Annotated in this window: 19 protein-coding genes; 9 read left to right on the top strand and 10 right to left on the bottom strand. The window is 64.4% G+C overall.

Features of this window, described 5'->3' with window-relative positions; all coding sequences use genetic code 11:
• Position 1 precedes the first annotated feature (1 nt).
• From N7607_RS04930 to N7607_RS04920, 3 genes are read left to right on the top strand one after another with little or no spacing between them, the layout of a single operon-like run.
• Positions 2–223: a hypothetical protein gene (locus N7607_RS04930; RefSeq protein ID WP_279868261.1), complete on the top strand. Its 222-nt coding sequence runs from the start codon at positions 2–4 to the stop codon at positions 221–223.
• A complete protein-coding gene (locus tag N7607_RS04925; protein ID WP_279868262.1) occupies positions 220–594 on the top strand; it encodes a hypothetical protein in 375 nt (124 codons plus the stop codon). Before N7607_RS04930 ends, N7607_RS04925 begins: the two co-directional genes overlap by 4 nt.
• Positions 591–848: a hypothetical protein gene (locus tag N7607_RS04920; RefSeq protein ID WP_279868263.1), complete on the top strand. Its 258-nt coding sequence runs from the start codon at positions 591–593 to the stop codon at positions 846–848. Before N7607_RS04925 ends, N7607_RS04920 begins: the two co-directional genes overlap by 4 nt.
• 284 nt (positions 849–1,132) lie before the next feature.
• Here N7607_RS04920 and N7607_RS04915 read toward each other — a convergent pair whose 3' ends face one another.
• Entirely contained in the window at positions 1,133–1,372 is a 240-nt protein-coding gene (locus tag N7607_RS04915; protein ID WP_279868264.1) for a hypothetical protein, read from the bottom strand.
• A gap of 83 nt (positions 1,373–1,455) precedes the next feature.
• On the opposite strand from N7607_RS04915, the gene N7607_RS04910 reads away from it, so the two are divergent.
• The 6 genes from N7607_RS04910 to fdxA all read left to right on the top strand — a co-directional run bounded on the left by N7607_RS04910 (position 1,456) and on the right by fdxA (position 7,893).
• The gene (locus N7607_RS04910; protein ID WP_279868265.1) at positions 1,456–3,234 is read left to right on the top strand and encodes a DNA cytosine methyltransferase; all 1,779 of its coding nucleotides are present in this window, start codon (positions 1,456–1,458) and stop codon (positions 3,232–3,234) included.
• Complete coding sequence (locus N7607_RS04905; protein ID WP_279868266.1) at positions 3,231–3,401, top strand: hypothetical protein; 171 nt, start codon at positions 3,231–3,233, stop codon at positions 3,399–3,401. Before N7607_RS04910 ends, N7607_RS04905 begins: the two co-directional genes overlap by 4 nt.
• On the top strand, positions 3,398–3,595 hold the full coding sequence (locus N7607_RS04900) for an excisionase (protein WP_279868267.1): 198 nt from the start codon (positions 3,398–3,400) through the stop codon (positions 3,593–3,595). The genes N7607_RS04905 and N7607_RS04900 overlap by 4 nt, the downstream gene beginning before the upstream one ends.
• Entirely contained in the window at positions 3,562–4,803 is a 1,242-nt protein-coding gene (locus N7607_RS04895; RefSeq protein WP_279868268.1) for a site-specific integrase, read from the top strand. Before N7607_RS04900 ends, N7607_RS04895 begins: the two co-directional genes overlap by 34 nt.
• A 62-nt stretch (positions 4,804–4,865) precedes the next feature.
• Positions 4,866–7,433 (top strand): DNA mismatch repair protein MutS, encoded by a 2,568-nt coding sequence (gene mutS, locus N7607_RS04890; RefSeq protein ID WP_279868382.1) that lies wholly within the window; start codon positions 4,866–4,868, stop codon positions 7,431–7,433.
• A gap of 136 nt (positions 7,434–7,569) precedes the next feature.
• The gene (fdxA, locus tag N7607_RS04885; RefSeq protein WP_137971234.1) at positions 7,570–7,893 is read left to right on the top strand and encodes a ferredoxin FdxA; all 324 of its coding nucleotides are present in this window, start codon (positions 7,570–7,572) and stop codon (positions 7,891–7,893) included.
• A gap of 451 nt (positions 7,894–8,344) precedes the next feature.
• On the opposite strand, the gene rpoS is transcribed toward fdxA, so the two are convergent.
• The 9 genes from rpoS to N7607_RS04840 form a co-directional block, all read right to left on the bottom strand.
• Entirely contained in the window at positions 8,345–9,349 is a 1,005-nt protein-coding gene (rpoS, locus tag N7607_RS04880) for an RNA polymerase sigma factor RpoS (protein WP_137971233.1), read from the bottom strand.
• A 197-nt stretch (positions 9,350–9,546) separates the two neighbouring features.
• Entirely contained in the window at positions 9,547–10,494 is a 948-nt protein-coding gene (locus N7607_RS04875) for a peptidoglycan DD-metalloendopeptidase family protein (RefSeq protein WP_279868269.1), read from the bottom strand.
• A gap of 68 nt (positions 10,495–10,562) precedes the next feature.
• Complete coding sequence (locus N7607_RS04870; RefSeq protein ID WP_171016283.1) at positions 10,563–11,198, bottom strand: protein-L-isoaspartate(D-aspartate) O-methyltransferase; 636 nt, start codon at positions 11,196–11,198, stop codon at positions 10,563–10,565.
• Between the two features lie 38 nt (positions 11,199–11,236).
• The gene (gene surE, locus N7607_RS04865; RefSeq protein WP_279868270.1) at positions 11,237–11,986 is read right to left on the bottom strand and encodes a 5'/3'-nucleotidase SurE; all 750 of its coding nucleotides are present in this window, start codon (positions 11,984–11,986) and stop codon (positions 11,237–11,239) included.
• On the bottom strand, positions 11,974–13,032 hold the full coding sequence (truD, locus tag N7607_RS04860) for a tRNA pseudouridine(13) synthase TruD (protein ID WP_279868271.1): 1,059 nt from the start codon (positions 13,030–13,032) through the stop codon (positions 11,974–11,976). Before truD ends, surE begins: the two co-directional genes overlap by 13 nt.
• Entirely contained in the window at positions 13,029–13,502 is a 474-nt protein-coding gene (gene ispF / locus N7607_RS04855) for a 2-C-methyl-D-erythritol 2,4-cyclodiphosphate synthase (protein ID WP_279868272.1), read from the bottom strand. Before ispF ends, truD begins: the two co-directional genes overlap by 4 nt.
• An 84-nt stretch (positions 13,503–13,586) precedes the next feature.
• A complete protein-coding gene (locus N7607_RS04850; RefSeq protein ID WP_279868273.1) occupies positions 13,587–13,838 on the bottom strand; it encodes a hypothetical protein in 252 nt (83 codons plus the stop codon).
• Between the two features lie 3 nt (positions 13,839–13,841).
• The gene (fghA, locus tag N7607_RS04845; protein ID WP_279868274.1) at positions 13,842–14,684 is read right to left on the bottom strand and encodes an S-formylglutathione hydrolase; all 843 of its coding nucleotides are present in this window, start codon (positions 14,682–14,684) and stop codon (positions 13,842–13,844) included.
• Positions 14,685–14,738: 54 nt separating this feature from the next.
• Positions 14,739–15,851 carry an S-(hydroxymethyl)glutathione dehydrogenase/class III alcohol dehydrogenase gene (locus N7607_RS04840; protein WP_279868275.1) on the bottom strand — a complete coding sequence of 371 codons (1,113 nt, stop codon included), beginning with the start codon at positions 15,849–15,851 and terminating at the stop codon, positions 14,739–14,741.
• Between the last annotated feature and the right edge of the window lie 93 nt (positions 15,852–15,944).

Genomic DNA, 15,944 nt, shown 5'->3' with positions numbered 1-15,944 from the left:
CATGCGCTCATGGAAACCTGTTCGCCTCCAGCCCGACGCCGCCGGCCAGCTGGTGCGCGATCACGAACGCATGACCAAGCGCCTCGCTGAAACCGAGGCCTACACCGCCGCCCTCCAGCGCGAGATCCGCAGCCACCTCGGCACGGAAGCACTGTGGAGCCTGCAAACCGCCGCCCGCCAGGCCGTCGCCCTGGAGCAGCTGCAGAAGGAGCTAATCGCATGATCACACCTCGCCTACTTCCCTGCCCTTGCTGCGGCGGCACCGCGCACTTCATCCGCCTAGAGTGCGGAGGCCAGATCATCGAATGCGCCGAGAAACAGTGCGTCAGCAGCGGAGTAGTCCGCTACGCCTGCGGCGATGATCCGCGCCCCCTGCTGGCCGAGGCATGGAACAGCCGCCGCCCCACCGCGCACGCCCAACTGGACGTGCTTCGCCAGGTCGAGCAGATGGCCGCCTACTACGAGGCGCCCAAAGGCTTCTTTCACTGGCTTGACCTGCAAATCACCCAGCGCGGCGGCACCGTGTCCGCCACCCAACCGGCTGGCTTTTCGCTTGCCCCAACCCTGCCCGAACAACAGGAGGGCCGCGCATGAGCAAGGTAACCCCCCTTTGCCAGCCAGCAAAAGAAACCGCCCGGATCTTCAGGCAAGCCATTCTGCTGGCCCCCAACACCACCGAAGGCAGGCAACGGTTTGCGGCTGAGCTTATCGGCCACGCGGCCGGGTTCCTTCTGGATACACAGGGCGCCGCCATAAAAGTCTTTTACACGGAAGACAACAAAATCGGGGTCGCAGTCGGCCCCATCAGCGACGTTGAAAAAGTCTCGACCGAGGAGGCACAGCCATGAGCCTCGCCACCCACCGCACCCAAGCCTCGGCCGCGCGAAAGCGCGGCGGCGGCCTGGCACGTCGCTACCTGCTCGCCTCGCTGCCGATGGGCCGCCCTGCAATGCCTCCGGGTGGCGAAACAAAGAGCCTCTGCCGCGCAGCGGCAGGCATCTTCCTCCCCCAGTCCAGCGCCTGCGCCGCAGTCGCATACCCCACGACAGGCGTGCGCCGCGCACAGGAATTGAGCCTATCGCTCCGCTCCCCGACCCCGCCCGCAGCGCAGCTTGCCAAGGGGTATTCGCACCTACCTCGGGCCGCCTCGGAGCTTACTGATGATCTCTGCAGTGGTCATGCCGGCGCGCAACTCTGCGCCCTGATGCTGAGCCAGGATGGCGACTGCCAGCAGCAACTGCCCTTGCGCAAAGGGGCTGAGCCCTTCCCAGTCCTCGATCAAAGCGGCGAATACAGCAACACCAGCAGCACCAACATCCGTGGGGATGGGGGCCGGCGGATTCTTCAGCAGGTCGTTCAAGGTCTCGGTCAAGGCCCTGGTCTTCGTTTCTCTATCCATTCCAATAACACCCCGCAATTTGTAGACACACCGACTGTAGCAAGGAGCGCCCAGCCATGACCGCCTTCAATCACCAGCTGCACGCCGTTGCCACAGCAGTACGTCGCCAGCTCTCGCTCAACCTGCACGGATACATCAAGGTCGACATCTTTGCCGGGGGCGGTGGCGCCTCTATCGCCATCGAGAACGCCACAGGCGAGCCGGTAGACGTAGCCCTCAACCACGATGCTGAGGCCATCAGCCTGCACGAACGCAACCATCCATACGCCGACCACTACCAGGAAGACGTACGCAAGCAATGCCCCATCGAGGCCACTGGCGGGCGCCCCGTAGGCCACCTGCACGGCAGCCCGGAATGCACTGACCACAGCCAAGCCAAGGGCGGGCAGCCCCGCAGCGTGCAGAGCAGGTCGCTGTCCTGGGAAATGCTGCGCTGGACGGGCAAGACCAAACCGCTGCTGGTCACCATGGAGAACGTCATCCAAATCCTGAAATGGGGCAACCTGATCGCCAAGCGCTGCCCAGCTACTGGCCGCGTAGTAACACTGGATATGGTCGAGTGCCCACGCACCGGCAAGACAGTCCACCGCATCGCCGAGCCAGGTGAGCGCGTGCCAGTACAAAACCAGTACCTGATCCCCAGCCCCAAAAAGCAGGGCCGCTACTGGCACCGCCTCGTCGCCGAGTTCAAGCGGCAGGGTTATCAGGTGCTGTACGGCAAGATCAACGCGGCCGACTACGGCGCCCCAACCACTAGGGAGCGCCTATTCTTCATCGCTCGCCGCGACGGCATGCCACTGCATTGGCCGGAGCCCACCCACGCAAAGGTGCCTAAACCCGGGCAGCTACCGTGGGTGCCGGTGGCCAGCTGCATCGACTGGTCGATCCCCTGCCCCTCCATCTTCCTCGACAAGGAAGGCGGAAAGCGCTTCAAGGTCAAGCGGCCGCTCGTAGAGAAGACCATGGCGCGCATCCGCAAGGGCATCGAGCGCTTCGTGCTGAACCATCCTGACCCGTTTATCGTCAGCGTGAACCACGGTGGCACCGAGTTCCGTGGCCAGCCAACCAACACGCCGGCCAGAACCATCACCGGCAGCCAGGGCTTCGCGCTCGTGCAGCCGGAGCTGGCACCCTTCATCACCGAACACGCCAACGCCAGCCGCCAGCGCAACAGCCCAGCGGACGCCCCCGTGCCGACGCTGTGTGCAGGGGTCAAGGGCGGGCACTTCGCTCTGACAGTTGCCTACCTGGCGCAGCACAACGGCGGCTACTGCACCACGCCAGGCCACCACCCAACTCGCCCGGCAACGGCCATCACCACCACGGGAAGCCAGCAGAACGTCGTCACCGCCAGCCTTGTGACCCTGCGCAATGGCTGCGTCGGGCGGGATCCGCGCGACACAGCCCCAGTGATTACCGCAGGTGCCGAGGATCTGGCGCTAATGGAATGCACCCTGGCACCCGAGGTGGAGGCCGGTGCCCTGCGCGTGGCGGCATTCCTGATGGGCTACTACGGCAGCGACAACACCTACGACCCGCGCGACCCGGCAGCCACCATCACCACCCGAGACCGGCTGGCGCTGGTGACGGTAATGGTCAAGGGCAACCCCTATGTGATCGTCGACATCGGCATGCGCATGCTCACCCCTGCCGAGCTGTACCGCGCCCAAGGCTTCCCTACCAGTTACGTGATCGACAAGGGCCACGATGGCCGCAAGATCAAGGCCCGCGACCAGGTGCGCATGGTCGGCAACTCAGTATCGCCGCCGGCACTTGAAGCCCTGCTGCGCGCTAACCCGCTGTTCGTCGAGCAAGACACCAGGGAGGCCGCATGAGCACTACCCCACTCCTCAGGCGCCGCCCCAAGCACCTCGAAGCAGGCGGCCGCTACTACGACTGGAAGAACGTCTGCGACATCTGCCAGCGCACCCGCAGCGCCGGCAGCCACGCGGCCTGCTCGAAGAAGCGCAAGGCGCTGAAGACTCAACAGGAGGTCGTATGAGCACACCTCGCTGGGTACTCATCCCTAAAGCCGCAGAGCTGTTCGGCTACACCCCCAACGCCATTCAACACAAGGTGAAGGATGGCACCTGGGCACAGGGCCGCATGTGGCGCAAAGCGCGTGACGGGCGCGTGTTCATCAACATCGAGGAGGTAGACAAGTGGGTCGAGAGCGCACCCCAGGAAGCGGCCTAGAGGCCGAACTGGCGAAACACACCGGGGTCGAGATCCACGGCAACAGCATCCGCATCGTGTTCATGTGGCGCAAGCGCCGCTACCGGGAGACCCTAGGTCTCCCAGTGACCAAGGCCAACATCAAGCACGCCGCCCAACTCCGGGCGGCTGTTCTTCATGACATCAAGCTGGGCAGGTTCGACTATGCCCAGCACTTCCCCAACTCGCGCCAGGCCGGCAACTACAGCAACAGCCGGGATGAGCGCCTGCACGTCCTTGCCGCCCGCTACAAGCCGCTGAAAGCAGTGGACATCACCGAGGAAACCGAGCGCCGCTATGGCTGGGCTATCGACATCTGCGTGGGCATGCTCGGCAAAGATCGCCTGGCAAGCGTACTGCTGCCCGAGGACATCCAGCAGCTGCGCGTGGATCTGATCGAGGATCGCGCCACATCCACAGCCAACCACTACCTGGCCACACTCGCCGGCTTTCTCGGCTGGTGCGAGGCCAACGGCTACTGCAAACCGGGCCTGGCCAGCGCCTGCACCCGCTTTGAAATGACCGACCGCGACCCCGACCCGCTGACCAAGGCCGAGCTGGAGCTGCTGCTAAACAAGGGCTGCCTGCACCCCATGGATCATGCGGCCATCACCCTGGCTGTCTACACCGGCCTGCGGCCCGGCGAACTGTGCGCCCTTGCCCGCGAAGACATCGACCTGGAGCGGGGCCTGATCAACGTCAACCGCGCCATCACCAGCAAGGGCACCTTCAAGCTGCCCAAGACTGGCAAGAAGCGCACGGTGATGCTGTTTCCCCCAGCCCTGGAAGCATGCAAGCAGCTGCTGGCCATCGAGCACGGCCTGCAGGCGCAGGAAATCACCGTCCAACTCACCCGGCACGAATCCGTGCAAGAGACCGCCACCCCACTGATCTCGCCAGTCATCCAGGCGCGCAAGAAAAACGTGAACATCTGGTTTGGCCCCACCGCCTGGAATACCAAGTGGGGCAACATCCAGCGCCGCGCCGAGATCCGCCCACGCCGCCCCTATCAGACCCGCCACACCTACGCCTGCTGGTGCTTGGTGGCCCGTGGTAACCTTGCGTTCATCGCCAAGCAGATGGGCCATAAAGACTTCACCATGCTTGTTCAGGTGTACGCCAAATGGATGGACGATGAGTCTCCAAACGAGCTGCAGCACATCTGGAACGGCATGAACAAAGCAACGTGAATTGCCCCAATCCTGCCCCACAAAAAATTACGGATAGCTGTAAGTCACTGATGGCAAAAGATATTTCCGATTTTTCCCAGCACACACCGATGATGCAGCAGTACTGGAAGCTGAAGAACCAGCACCCGGACATGCTGATGTTCTACCGCATGGGCGACTTCTACGAGCTGTTCTACGAGGATGCCAAAAAGGCCGCCGCGCTGCTCGACATCACCCTCACCGCCCGCGGTCAGTCTGCCGGCCAGGCCATTCCCATGGCCGGGATTCCGTTCCACTCGGCCGAAGGCTATCTGGCGCGCCTAGTGAAGTTCGGCGAGGCCGTGGCGATCTGCGAGCAGATCGGCGATCCGGCCACCAGCAAGGGGCCGGTGGAACGCCAGGTGGTACGCATCATCACCCCTGGCACCATCAGCGACGAAGCATTCCTCGACGAGCGCCGCGACAACCTGGTCGGCGCCATCCTCGGCGACGAGAAGCTGTTCGGCCTGGCCGTGCTGGATATCACCAGCGGCCGTTTCAGCGTGCAGGAGATGAAAGGCTGGGAGAATCTGCTGGCCGAGCTGGAGCGCCTGAGCCCCGCCGAACTGCTGATCCCCGACGACTGGCCTCAGGGCCTGCCGATCGAAAAGCGCCGCGGCGTACGCCGTCGCGCGCCTTGGGACTTCGAGCGCGACAGCGCGCGCAAGAGCCTGTGCCAGCAGTTCGGCGTGCAGGATCTCAAGGGCTTCGGCTGCGAAGGCCTGACCCTGGCCATCGGCGCCGCCGGCTGCCTGCTGGTCTACGCCAAGGAGACCCAGCGCACCGCCCTGCCGCATCTGCGCAATCTGCGCCACGAGCGCCTGGACGACACCGTCATCCTCGACGGCGCCAGCCGCCGCAACCTGGAGCTGGACACCAACCTGGCCGGCGGCCGCGACAACACCCTGCAGTCGGTGGTCGACCGCTGCCAGACCGCCATGGGCTCGCGCCTGCTGACCCGCTGGCTGAATCGCCCGCTGCGCGATCGCTCCGTGCTGGAGGCGCGCCAGGAGGCCATCGCCTGCCTGCTCGACCGCTACCGCTTCGAGTTGCTGCAACCGCAGCTCAAGGACATCGGCGACGTCGAACGTATCCTCGCCCGTATCGGCCTGCGCAACGCTCGTCCGCGCGACCTCGCGCGCCTACGCGACGCTCTCGCTGCCCTGCCGCAACTGCAAGGCGCGATGGCCGAGCTGGACGCCCCGCACCTGGCCGAGCTGGCGGTAAACATCCGCACCTACCCGGAGCTGGCCGATCTGCTGGCCCGGGCGATCATCGACAACCCGCCGGCGGTGATCCGCGACGGCGGCGTACTGAAGACCGGTTACGACGCCGAGCTGGACGAGCTGCAGTCGATCAGCGAGAACGCCGGCCAGTACCTGATGGACCTGGAGGCGCGCGAGAAGGAGCGCACCGGCCTGGCCAACCTCAAGGTCGGCTACAACCGCGTGCACGGCTACTTCATCGAGCTGCCGAGCAAGCAAGCCGAATCGGCCCCGGCCGACTACATCCGCCGCCAGACCCTCAAGGGTGCCGAGCGCTTCATCACCCCGGAGCTGAAAACCTTCGAGGACAAGGCGCTGTCGGCCAAGAGCCGCGCTCTGGCCCGCGAGAAGCAGCTGTATGAAGAGCTGCTGGAACTGCTCATCACCCATCTGGCGCCGCTACAGGACACCGCCAGTGCCCTGGCCGAGCTGGACGTACTGAGCAACCTGGCCGAGCGCGCGCTGAACCTCGACCTGAACCGCCCGCGCTTCGTCGAAGAACCCTGCCTCCGCATCGACCAGGGTCGCCACCCGGTGGTCGAGCAGGTGCTGGAAACACCGTTTGTTGCCAACGATCTGGGGCTCGACGACGACACCCGCATGCTGATCATTACCGGTCCGAACATGGGCGGTAAGTCCACCTACATGCGCCAGACTGCGTTGATCGTGCTGCTGGCCCATATCGGCAGCTTCGTGCCGGCAGCCGCCTGCGAGCTGTCGCTGGTGGACCGCATCTTCACCCGTATCGGCTCTTCCGACGACCTGGCCGGTGGCCGCTCGACCTTCATGGTCGAGATGAGCGAGACCGCCAACATCCTGCACAACGCCAGCGACCGCAGCCTGGTGTTGATGGATGAGGTCGGCCGCGGTACCAGCACCTTCGACGGCCTGTCGCTGGCCTGGTCAGCCGCCGAGCATCTGGCCAAGCTGCGCGCCTGGACCCTGTTCGCCACCCACTACTTCGAGCTGACCGTACTGCCGGAGAGCGAGCCGGTGGTGGCCAACGTGCACCTCAACGCCACCGAGCACAACGAGCGCATCGTCTTCCTGCACCACGTATTACCCGGCCCGGCCAGCCAGAGTTACGGCCTGGCGGTGGCCCAGCTGGCCGGCGTACCCAGCCCGGTGATCCAGCGCGCTCGTGAGCATCTGGCGCGCCTGGAGACTACCAGCCTGCCCCACGAGATACCGCGCAGTGAACCCGGCCAACCCAGCGCACCGCTGCAGAGCGACATGTTCGCCGCCCTGCCCCATCCGGTTCTGGAGGAGTTGGGCAAGATCAATCCCGATGATCTGACACCGCGCCGCGCCCTGGAGCTGATATATACATGGAAGACGCGCAGCTAACGCCATCCGGCTCAAGCTGATAGAATCGCGCGCATTTTTACGACTGCCCGGTTTACAGCCTGAGCCGCGGCCAATACCGAGCGCCTGCAAACCCGCACAGATTGGGTCAGGCCGCCGCCCGAGGAGAGAATCAGAGATGACCTTCGTCGTTACCGACAACTGCATCAAGTGCAAATACACCGACTGCGTGGAAGTCTGCCCGGTGGACTGCTTCTATGAAGGCCCGAACTTTCTGGTGATCCACCCGGACGAGTGCATCGACTGCGCCCTGTGCGAGCCGGAATGCCCGGCCCAGGCCATCTTCTCCGAGGATGAAGTACCGGAGAACATGCAGGAATTCATCGAGCTCAACGCCGAGCTGGCGGAAGTCTGGCCGAACATCACCGAGCGAAAGGAAGCGCTGCCGGACGCCGAGGAGTGGGATGGCGTGAAGGACAAGCTGCCGCAACTGGAGCGCTAAGCCCCAGAACGCAAAAGGCCCGCATGTTGCGGGCCTTTTCGTTTCTGCCTTTTCTACAGGCAAAAAAAGGGGCGGTGATTAGCCGCCCGCTCTTTCTTCCCTACTCCCTGAGAATCCTTTCATCTTCCTGATGAACTGCATCCTGCAGTGGTTCCCTGGTCGCCGTCCTGGCTCCCGTGCCTTCTCCCTAGGCACGGCTTCATATTAGCGTTTCGCCGCAGCCGAACAAGGCCTCCCGCGGCCAGCAAACACCACTACAACAATGTCGCTTTCAAAGATAAATCATTTAATTTCATATACTTACCAAAAATCAACAGATAAGAATGTATCGCAACCAATGCATTCTTCCTGAGATCACTTACAAGTCACGTAAGTAATTGCTTACATGGACGAGCAATAAAAAGCCCGGCTAGCGCCGGGCTTGGTGGGTGGAGCAATCCGCTTGGCTGAGCTATTGGAACAAAGCGTCGCTGGAAAGGCCGTTCTTCTCCAGAATCTCGCGCAGACGCTTGAGCGCCTCGACCTGGATCTGCCGTACCCGCTCGCGAGTCAGGCCGATTTCCTGGCCGACCTCCTCCAGCGTGCAGCTCTCATGACCGCGCAGGCCGAAGCGCCGCACCACCACCTCGCGCTGCTTGTCGGTCAGCTCGGATAGCCACTGGTCGATACTCTCGGACAGATCATCGTCCTGCAGCAGATCACAAGGATCGCTGGGGCGGTCATCGGTGAGGGTATCGAGCAAGGTCTTGTCCGAGTCCGGGCCCAGAGAAACGTCCACCGAAGTAACCCGCTCGTTGAGGCCGAGCATGCGCTTGACCTCATCCACCGGCTTCTCCAGCAGATTGGCGATCTCTTCGGCCGAGGGCTCGTGATCCAGTTTCTGGGTCAGCTCGCGAGCGGCGCGCAGGTAGACGTTGAGCTCCTTCACCACATGAATCGGCAGGCGAATCGTGCGGGTCTGATTCATGATCGCCCGTTCGATGGTCTGGCGAATCCACCAGGTGGCATAGGTGGAGAAACGGAAACCGCGCTCGGGATCGAACTTCTCCACCGCGCGGATCAGGCCGAGGTTGCCCTCTTCGATCAGATCCAGCAGGGAAAGTCCGCGGTTGACGTAGCGTCGGGCGATTTTCACCACCAGGCGCAGGTTGCTTTCGATCATGCGCTTGCGCCCGGCAGGGTCGCCCTTCTGCGCCAATCGCGCGAAGTGCACTTCTTCCTGAGGGGTCAGCAGAGGGGAGAAACCTATCTCGTTGAGGTACAGCTGGGTCGCGTCGAGCGCCCGGGTGTAATCGATGTACTTGTGCTGTTTGAGAGTAGTGGTCGAGTTCTTGGATTTGGCGCTGGAAAGAGACAGCTCGGCTTCCTCTGTCATGTCTTCCAGGACGATGCCGGGCTCCATCAGGAGAACCTCATCGTCGACGTCAAACTCCGGCGCTTCTTTGCTGAGTGCCATTGTTGTTGTCCTGTGCTGAGTTCGACAACAAGCCTTGGCGGCACCCAATCCAGTTCCGCATCAGGGAGAACCGGCCCCCCAAGTCAGCACAAGACTGACCTGCCGCCGATGCATGGCGCACCTGATGAATAGCTGGATGACTCCCTGGCAACACCAAAGCCCGCTCCTCCCACGCATGGAGCAGGCTGGCTGCAGAGTCAACGACGAGGCAGATATTGCAGGGGGTCTACCGGTTTGCCCTGGCGGCGAATCTCAAAATGGAGTTTCACCCGATCAGTGCCCGTGGATCCCATCTCGGCGATATGCTGTCCGACTTTGACCTGCTGTCCCTCCCGCACCAGCAGCCTGCGGTTATGTCCGTAGGCGCTTACGTAGGCATCGCTGTGCTTGATGATCACCAGTTCGCCGTAGCCCCGTAAACCACTTCCGGCGTACACAACGGAACCATCAGACGCAGCTAAAACAGGCTGGCCCAATTCCCCAGCGATATCAATTCCTTTATTCAAACTCCCGTTTGACGAGAATTTGCCGATCAGCACGCCTGCAGAAGGCCATGCCCAGCCCTTCGCCGAACGCGGTACCTGCTGCACCTTGCCAGGCGTTGCCGGTGTGCTGCTGGTAGCTACGGGTGGCTGGCTGACCGGCTGCTGCGGCTGAGACGGGGTCACCGCCGGAGGTGGCGTGGTCACCGGCGGACGCGGGGCCGTCTGCGCTGGAGTACTCGGTACGCTGGTTGCCGGCGGCCGGCTCGGCTGCGCCATCACCGGCGCACCGCCCTGCTGCGGCAGATCGAAACGCACGCGCTGCCCTGGGCGAATGGTGTAAGGCGCAGGAATATTGTTGCGCGCGGCCAGGGCTTTCCAGTCCCAGCCAAAGCGGAAGGCGATCGAGTAGAGAGTGTCGCCACGCTGCACCACGTACTGGCCAGCCGTAGTCTGCGGGCGCGCCGGTGCGGCAGTGCCGCCGCCGTGGGTGCGGTCCACCACCTGCGGCGATGTAGAAGGCGAGCTGCTGCAGCCCGACAGTATGGCTGCGAAGACTGCTGCCCCCAGGCCGAGGCCTGTCAGGCGCTTTCGCTGCTGTCCGCTCGTGAGACTCACCCCGTGCTCCCCTGCCGGTGTTTCTTGTAGATAGATGTCGCGCATTGTGCCGGAATTATCCGGCATCGCCAGCTTTCGCCGCCGGCACTGTGCCGCAACAACGCGCCAAGGTCTCAGGCCAGAGGGCCGTTGAGCAGCGGCACGAAGCGCACCAGGTCGAGCACGTGACGGGAATAGCCATCCTCTTCTCGCACGATCAAAAGCAGCTCCTGGGTTTCTCCGGCGCCCACCGGGATGACCAGGCGGCCGCCGACGGCCAGCTGATCCAGCAGCGCCTGCGGCACTTCGGCGGCAGCGGCGGTGACGATGATGCCGTTGTACGGGCCGAGAGCGTTCCAGCCCTCCCAGCCATCACCCCAGCGGAACACCACGTTGCGCAGCTTGAGCTCGACCAGGCGCTCCTTGGCGCGGTCCTGCAGGGACTGGATGCGCTCCACCGAGAACACCCGCTCCACCAGTTGGGCCAGCACGGCGGTCTGGTAGCCGGAGCCGGTGCCGATCTCCAGCACCTTGTCCAGCGGGCCGCCGGCGAGCAGCAGCTCGGTCATGCGCCCGACTATATAAGGCTGGGAAATCGTCTGGTTGTGGCCAATGGGTAGCGCGGTGTCTTCGTAGGCGCGGTGCGCCAGTGCCTCGTCGACGAACAGATGGCGCGGCGTACGGCGAATAACTTCCAGCACGTGCGGGTTGGACAGGCCTTCCTCGTACAGCCGCTCGATCAGGCGCTCGCGAGTGCGCTGCGAGGTCATGCCGACGCCCTGGCGCTGCAGATGATCCTGGCCGCGCATCAGACCAGCCCCTCCAGCCAACCGCCGATGCCGTCGAACGCCTCGTGCAGGGTGCGATCGAGCTGCAGCGGGGTGATCGACACATAGCCCTGCATCACGGCATGGAAGTCGGTGCCCGGCCCACCATCCTCGGCATCGCCGGAGACGGAGATCCAATAGCCTTCCTTGCCCCGTGGATTGACCATCTTCACCGGCGCGGCGGCGCGGGCGCGATGGCCCAGGCGGGTCAGCTGGATGCCGCGGATATGCTCCAGCGGCAGGTTCGGCACATTGACGTTGAGCACGGTGCGCGGCGGCAGGTCGAGCCGCTCGTGGGCCTCCACCAGCTTGCGAGCGAAGTAGGCGGCAGTTGCCAGATTGTCGGTACGCCGCGACACCAGCGAGAAGGCGAAGGCCGGCTTGGCCAGGAAGCGGCCTTCCAGCGCGGCGGCGACGGTGCCGGAATACAGCACGTCGTCACCCAGGTTGGCGCCCAGGTTGATGCCCGACACCACCATGTCCGGCACCTGCTCCAGCAGGCCGTTGAGGCCCAGGTGCACGCAATCGGTCGGCGTGCCATTGAGGCCGATATAGCCGTTGGGCATGGTCGCCGGATGCAGCGGGCGGTCCAGGGTCAGCGAGCTGCTGGCACCGCTCTTGTCTTCGGTGGGCGCGACGATGGTGCACTCGGCATAGTCTTGCAGCGCGCCATGCAGCGCGGCGATACCGGGTGCCATCACCCCGTCGTCGTTGGAGATCAGAATTCGCATGGGGAGTCCGTGTGCCCTGCCGGCAGCAGATCGACCAGTTCGCGCACCACCGCGGTGGCGAAGCATCCGGCCGGCAGGACGAATTGCAGTTGCACTATCTCAGGCTCCGGATAATGCCACGTCAGCCCGGCGATGGGGAGGCGCAGGATACGCCGTTCGTGCGCCATGCCCGCCTTCGCCAGCCAGGCGGTCAACGCCGGCTCGGCCTCGGCCAGCCCCTGCTCCAGCACCTGTGCCGAACCTGCGGCAGGCGACGCCCCCTCGCCCCACAACGGGCCGGTCGGGTGCAGATCGAGAATGGCCAGGCGCGGATCGCTGGTCTCCGCCTCGCCGGCCATAAAGAAGCTGCGGCTGTCGGTGAAGGCCAGCAGATCGCCAACCTGCGCCCGGTTCCAGCTGCCATCCACCACGCGCGCCGCCAGGGCACGGTTGAACAGGTAGCTGCGCGCCGACGAGAGCAGACGCGAACGGGTGTTGCGCTGCTCCGGTAGCTCGCTGCGCTCGGCGAAGGCACGCGCATCGCCGACGTTGCCGCCCTGCCAGCCGAAGCGCTGCAGGCCGTAGTAGTTGGGCACGCCCTGCTCGCGGATGCGCTGCAGGCGTTGCTCCAGCAGCTCGCGGTCGGCCTTGAGGCCGGTCAGGCGCAGGGTGAAGCCGTTGGCCGAGTGGGCACCGCGCTGCAGTTTGCGTGAGTGGCGCACGGCCTTGAGGATGGCCAGGGTCTCGCCCTCGGCGGCGGACAGGTCGGGATCGGCCTTGCCCGGCAGGTGCAGGCTGAACCACTGGCGGGTCAGTGCCTGGCGATCCTTCAGTCCGGCGTAGCTGATATTGCGCTGCGACACCCCAGCTGCACGGGCCAGGCGGCGCGCTGCCTCCTCGGTGTTGAGGCCGCGCTTCTCCACCCACAGCCACAAATGTTCGCCAGTGCCGGACAGCGGAATATCCAGCACCTCGTCGACCTGGAAGTCCTCGGCGGTGGCCTTGAGCACGGCCTGGCCACAGGCCTCGCCATGGGCGCGCGGGCCCAGCAGTTCCAGCTCGGTCATGCTTTTACCAGCAGCGCCACGGCGTGAACCGCGATGCCTTCCTCACGGCCGGTAAAACCAAGCTTCTCTGTGGTGGTGGCCTTGACGTTGACCGCATCCAGCTCGACCTGCAGGTCTTCGGCGATCAGGCTGCGCATGGTGTCGATATGCGGCGCCATCTTCGGCGCCTGGGCGACGATGGTGGCGTCGACGTTGCCGACCACATAGCCCTTGGCGTGGATCAGACCGAGCACATGGCGCAGCAGCGCGCGGCTGTCGGCGCCCTTGAAGGTCGGGTCGGTATCGGGGAAGTGCTTGCCGATGTCGCCCAGCGCGCAAGCACCGAGCAGCGCATCGCTCAGGGCGTGCAGCAGCACGTCGCCATCGGAGTGGGCGACCAGGCCGAACTTGTGGGGAATGCGCACACCGCCGAGGGTGATGAAATCGCCATCGCCGAAGCGATGAACGTCGTAACCGTGACCGATACGCATAGGACTGAAAACCTGGCCTAGAAAAAATCAGGCCGCGATTCTACCGCAGGGCGGCACCCTGCGAACCCTTCTCATCTCGACACATCAGTCATCGCTGGATTCGTCGAAGGCGCGATGCCCGGCAAAGCCCCTGGCCTCACCGAGTACCAGCGGCCCGGAGCGATCATCCGTCTGCGCCATGCGCCGTGCCCGGCGCGCAGTGAAGAACAGCGGCCCGCCAACGCAGACCAGCGCCAGGGCGACGACCAGCCAGCCGCGGCTCAGCCACCAGGCGAAAGGCAGCAGTGCTACCCCACCCAGCAGCAGTAGCAGCCCGAGCCCTTCGCGCAGGCTCATCGATCAGGCCAACGCCACCGCGTGGTGGCGCAGGTGATCGTCGATGAAGCTGGCGATGAAGTAGTAGCTGTGGTCGTAGCCCGGCTGCATCCGCAAGGTCAGCGGATGCTCGGCAGCCTTGGCCGCGGCCTGCAGGGCCTGGGGCTTGAGCTGGACTTCGAGGAAGTCGTCGCGATCGCCCTGGTCGACCAGGATCGGCAGCTTCTCCGTGGCCTCGGCCAGCAACACACAGGCATCCCACTCACGCCAGCGCGAACGGTCGTCGCCCAGGTAGTTGGAGAACGCCTTTTCGCCCCAGGGGCAGTTGAGCGGATTGGTGATCGGCGAGAAAGCCGAAACCGACTGGTAGCGCCCCGGATTTTTCAGCGCGCAGATCAGTGCACCGTGGCCGCCCATGGAGTGGCCGGCGATGCCGCGTTTGTCAGTGACCGGGAAGTTGGCCTCGATCAGCGCCGGCAGCTCCTGCACCACGTAGTCGTACATGCGGTAGTGACGCGCCCAGGGTTCCTGAGTGGCGTTGAGGTAGAAGCCGGCGCCGAGGCCGAAGTCCCAGGCCTTGTTCACATCATCCGGCACGCCTTCGCCACGCGGGCTGGTGTCCGGGGCGACGATGATCAGGCCGAGTTCGGCGGCCAGTTTCTGCGCGCCAGCCTTCTGCATGAAGTTCTCGTCGGTGCAGGTCAGGCCGCTCAGCCAGTACAGCACCGGCAGCTTGGCGCCCTGCTCCGCCTGCGGAGGCAGGTACACGGCGAACACCATGTCGCAGTTGAGCGCAGTGGAGCGATGGCGGTAGCGCTTGTGCCAGCCGCCGCAGCTCTTGTTGCTGGAAACGATTTCGAGGGTCATGGAATGGCTCCGTCCGAGAGTCGAGCGCCGGGGGCCTTGGCCCCCGGCCCGGCATCAGTAGTGGATGACGGTGCGGATGCTCTTGCCTTCGTGCATCAGGTCGAAAGCACTGTTGATCTCATCCAGGCCCATGGTGTGGGTGATGAAGGTGTCCAGCGGGATCTCGCCCTTCTGCGACTTCTCCACATAGCTCGGCAGCTCAGTGCGGCCCTTGACGCCGCCGAACGCCGAACCGCGCCAGACGCGACCAGTGACCAGCTGGAACGGACGGGTGGCGATCTCTTCGCCGGCACCGGCCACGCCGATGATCACGCTCTCGCCCCAGCCCTTGTGCGCGCACTCCAGCGCCGCGCGCATCAGCTGCACATTGCCGACGCACTCGAAGCTGTAGTCGACGCCGCCATCGGTCATCTCGACGATGACTTCCTGGATCGGCTTGGCGTGGTCCTTCGGATTGACGAAATCGGTCGCGCCCAGCTCACGGGCCACGTCGAACTTGGCCGGGTTGATGTCGACCGCGATGATGCGCGAGGCCTTGGCCATTTTGGCGCCGATGATCGCCGCCAGGCCGATGCCACCCAGGCCGAAGATGGCCACGGTAGCGCCCTCTTCCACCTTGGCGGTGTTGAGCACGGCGCCGATGCCGGTGGTAACACCGCAACCGAGCAGGCAGACCTTCTCCAGCGGCGCGTCTTTCGGGATCACCGCCAGGGAGATTTCCGGCAGCACGGTGTACTCGGAGAAGGTCGAGCAGCCCATGTAGTGGTAGATCGGCTCGCCGTTGTAGCTGAAGCGGCTGGTGCCGTCCGGCATCAGGCCCTTGCCCTGGGTGGCGCGCACCTTCTGGCACAGGTTGGTCTTGCCGGATTTGCAGAATTTGCACTCGCGGCATTCGGCGGTGTACAGCGGAATCACGTGGTCACCCACCTTTACCGAGGTCACGCCCTCGCCCACCGCCTCGACGATGCCGCCACCCTCGTGGCCGAGAATCGACGGGAACACGCCCTCGGAGTCGGCACCGGACAGGGTGTAGGCATCGGTGTGGCACACGCCGGTGGCGACGATGCGCACCAGCACTTCACCGGCCTTGGGCGGAGCGACGTCCACTTCGACGATCTTGAGCGGCTGGTTGGGGCCGAACGCGACGGCGGCACGGGACTTGATCATGGACGTTCTCCAGTGGATGAAAAGTGCCGAGAGTGTAGACCTCAGCGTTTTTCTGGATAATCCAAGCAATCAGCAAAACATTATTGCCAACCA

Source organism: Pseudomonas sp. GD04019, from assembly GCF_029837695.1.
Lineage (GTDB): Bacteria > Pseudomonadota > Gammaproteobacteria > Pseudomonadales > Pseudomonadaceae > Aquipseudomonas.
This window is presented reverse-complemented; position numbering and strand designations above follow the sequence as displayed.

What these genes read in the sequence shown, in the direction of transcription:
- N7607_RS04930 (WP_279868261.1), top strand. Translation starts at nt 2, where the DNA reads ATGCGCTCATGGAAACCTGTTCGCCTCCAGCCCGACGCCGCCGGCCAG.
- N7607_RS04925 (WP_279868262.1), top strand. Translation starts at nt 220, where the DNA reads ATGATCACACCTCGCCTACTTCCCTGCCCTTGCTGCGGCGGCACCGCG.
- N7607_RS04920 (WP_279868263.1), top strand. Translation starts at nt 591, where the DNA reads ATGAGCAAGGTAACCCCCCTTTGCCAGCCAGCAAAAGAAACCGCCCGG.
- N7607_RS04910 (WP_279868265.1), top strand. Translation starts at nt 1,456, where the DNA reads ATGACCGCCTTCAATCACCAGCTGCACGCCGTTGCCACAGCAGTACGT.
- N7607_RS04905 (WP_279868266.1), top strand. Translation starts at nt 3,231, where the DNA reads ATGAGCACTACCCCACTCCTCAGGCGCCGCCCCAAGCACCTCGAAGCA.
- N7607_RS04900 (WP_279868267.1), top strand. Translation starts at nt 3,398, where the DNA reads ATGAGCACACCTCGCTGGGTACTCATCCCTAAAGCCGCAGAGCTGTTC.
- fdxA (WP_137971234.1), top strand. Translation starts at nt 7,570, where the DNA reads ATGACCTTCGTCGTTACCGACAACTGCATCAAGTGCAAATACACCGAC.
- rpoS (WP_137971233.1), bottom strand. Translation starts at nt 9,349, where the DNA reads ATGGCACTCAGCAAAGAAGCGCCGGAGTTTGACGTCGACGATGAGGTT.
- N7607_RS04875 (WP_279868269.1), bottom strand. Translation starts at nt 10,494, where the DNA reads ATGCGCGACATCTATCTACAAGAAACACCGGCAGGGGAGCACGGGGTG.
- N7607_RS04870 (WP_171016283.1), bottom strand. Translation starts at nt 11,198, where the DNA reads ATGACCTCGCAGCGCACTCGCGAGCGCCTGATCGAGCGGCTGTACGAG.
- surE (WP_279868270.1), bottom strand. Translation starts at nt 11,986, where the DNA reads ATGCGAATTCTGATCTCCAACGACGACGGGGTGATGGCACCCGGTATC.
- truD (WP_279868271.1), bottom strand. Translation starts at nt 13,032, where the DNA reads ATGACCGAGCTGGAACTGCTGGGCCCGCGCGCCCATGGCGAGGCCTGT.
- ispF (WP_279868272.1), bottom strand. Translation starts at nt 13,502, where the DNA reads ATGCGTATCGGTCACGGTTACGACGTTCATCGCTTCGGCGATGGCGAT.
- N7607_RS04850 (WP_279868273.1), bottom strand. Translation starts at nt 13,838, where the DNA reads ATGAGCCTGCGCGAAGGGCTCGGGCTGCTACTGCTGCTGGGTGGGGTA.
- fghA (WP_279868274.1), bottom strand. Translation starts at nt 14,684, where the DNA reads ATGACCCTCGAAATCGTTTCCAGCAACAAGAGCTGCGGCGGCTGGCAC.
- N7607_RS04840 (WP_279868275.1), bottom strand. Translation starts at nt 15,851, where the DNA reads ATGATCAAGTCCCGTGCCGCCGTCGCGTTCGGCCCCAACCAGCCGCTC.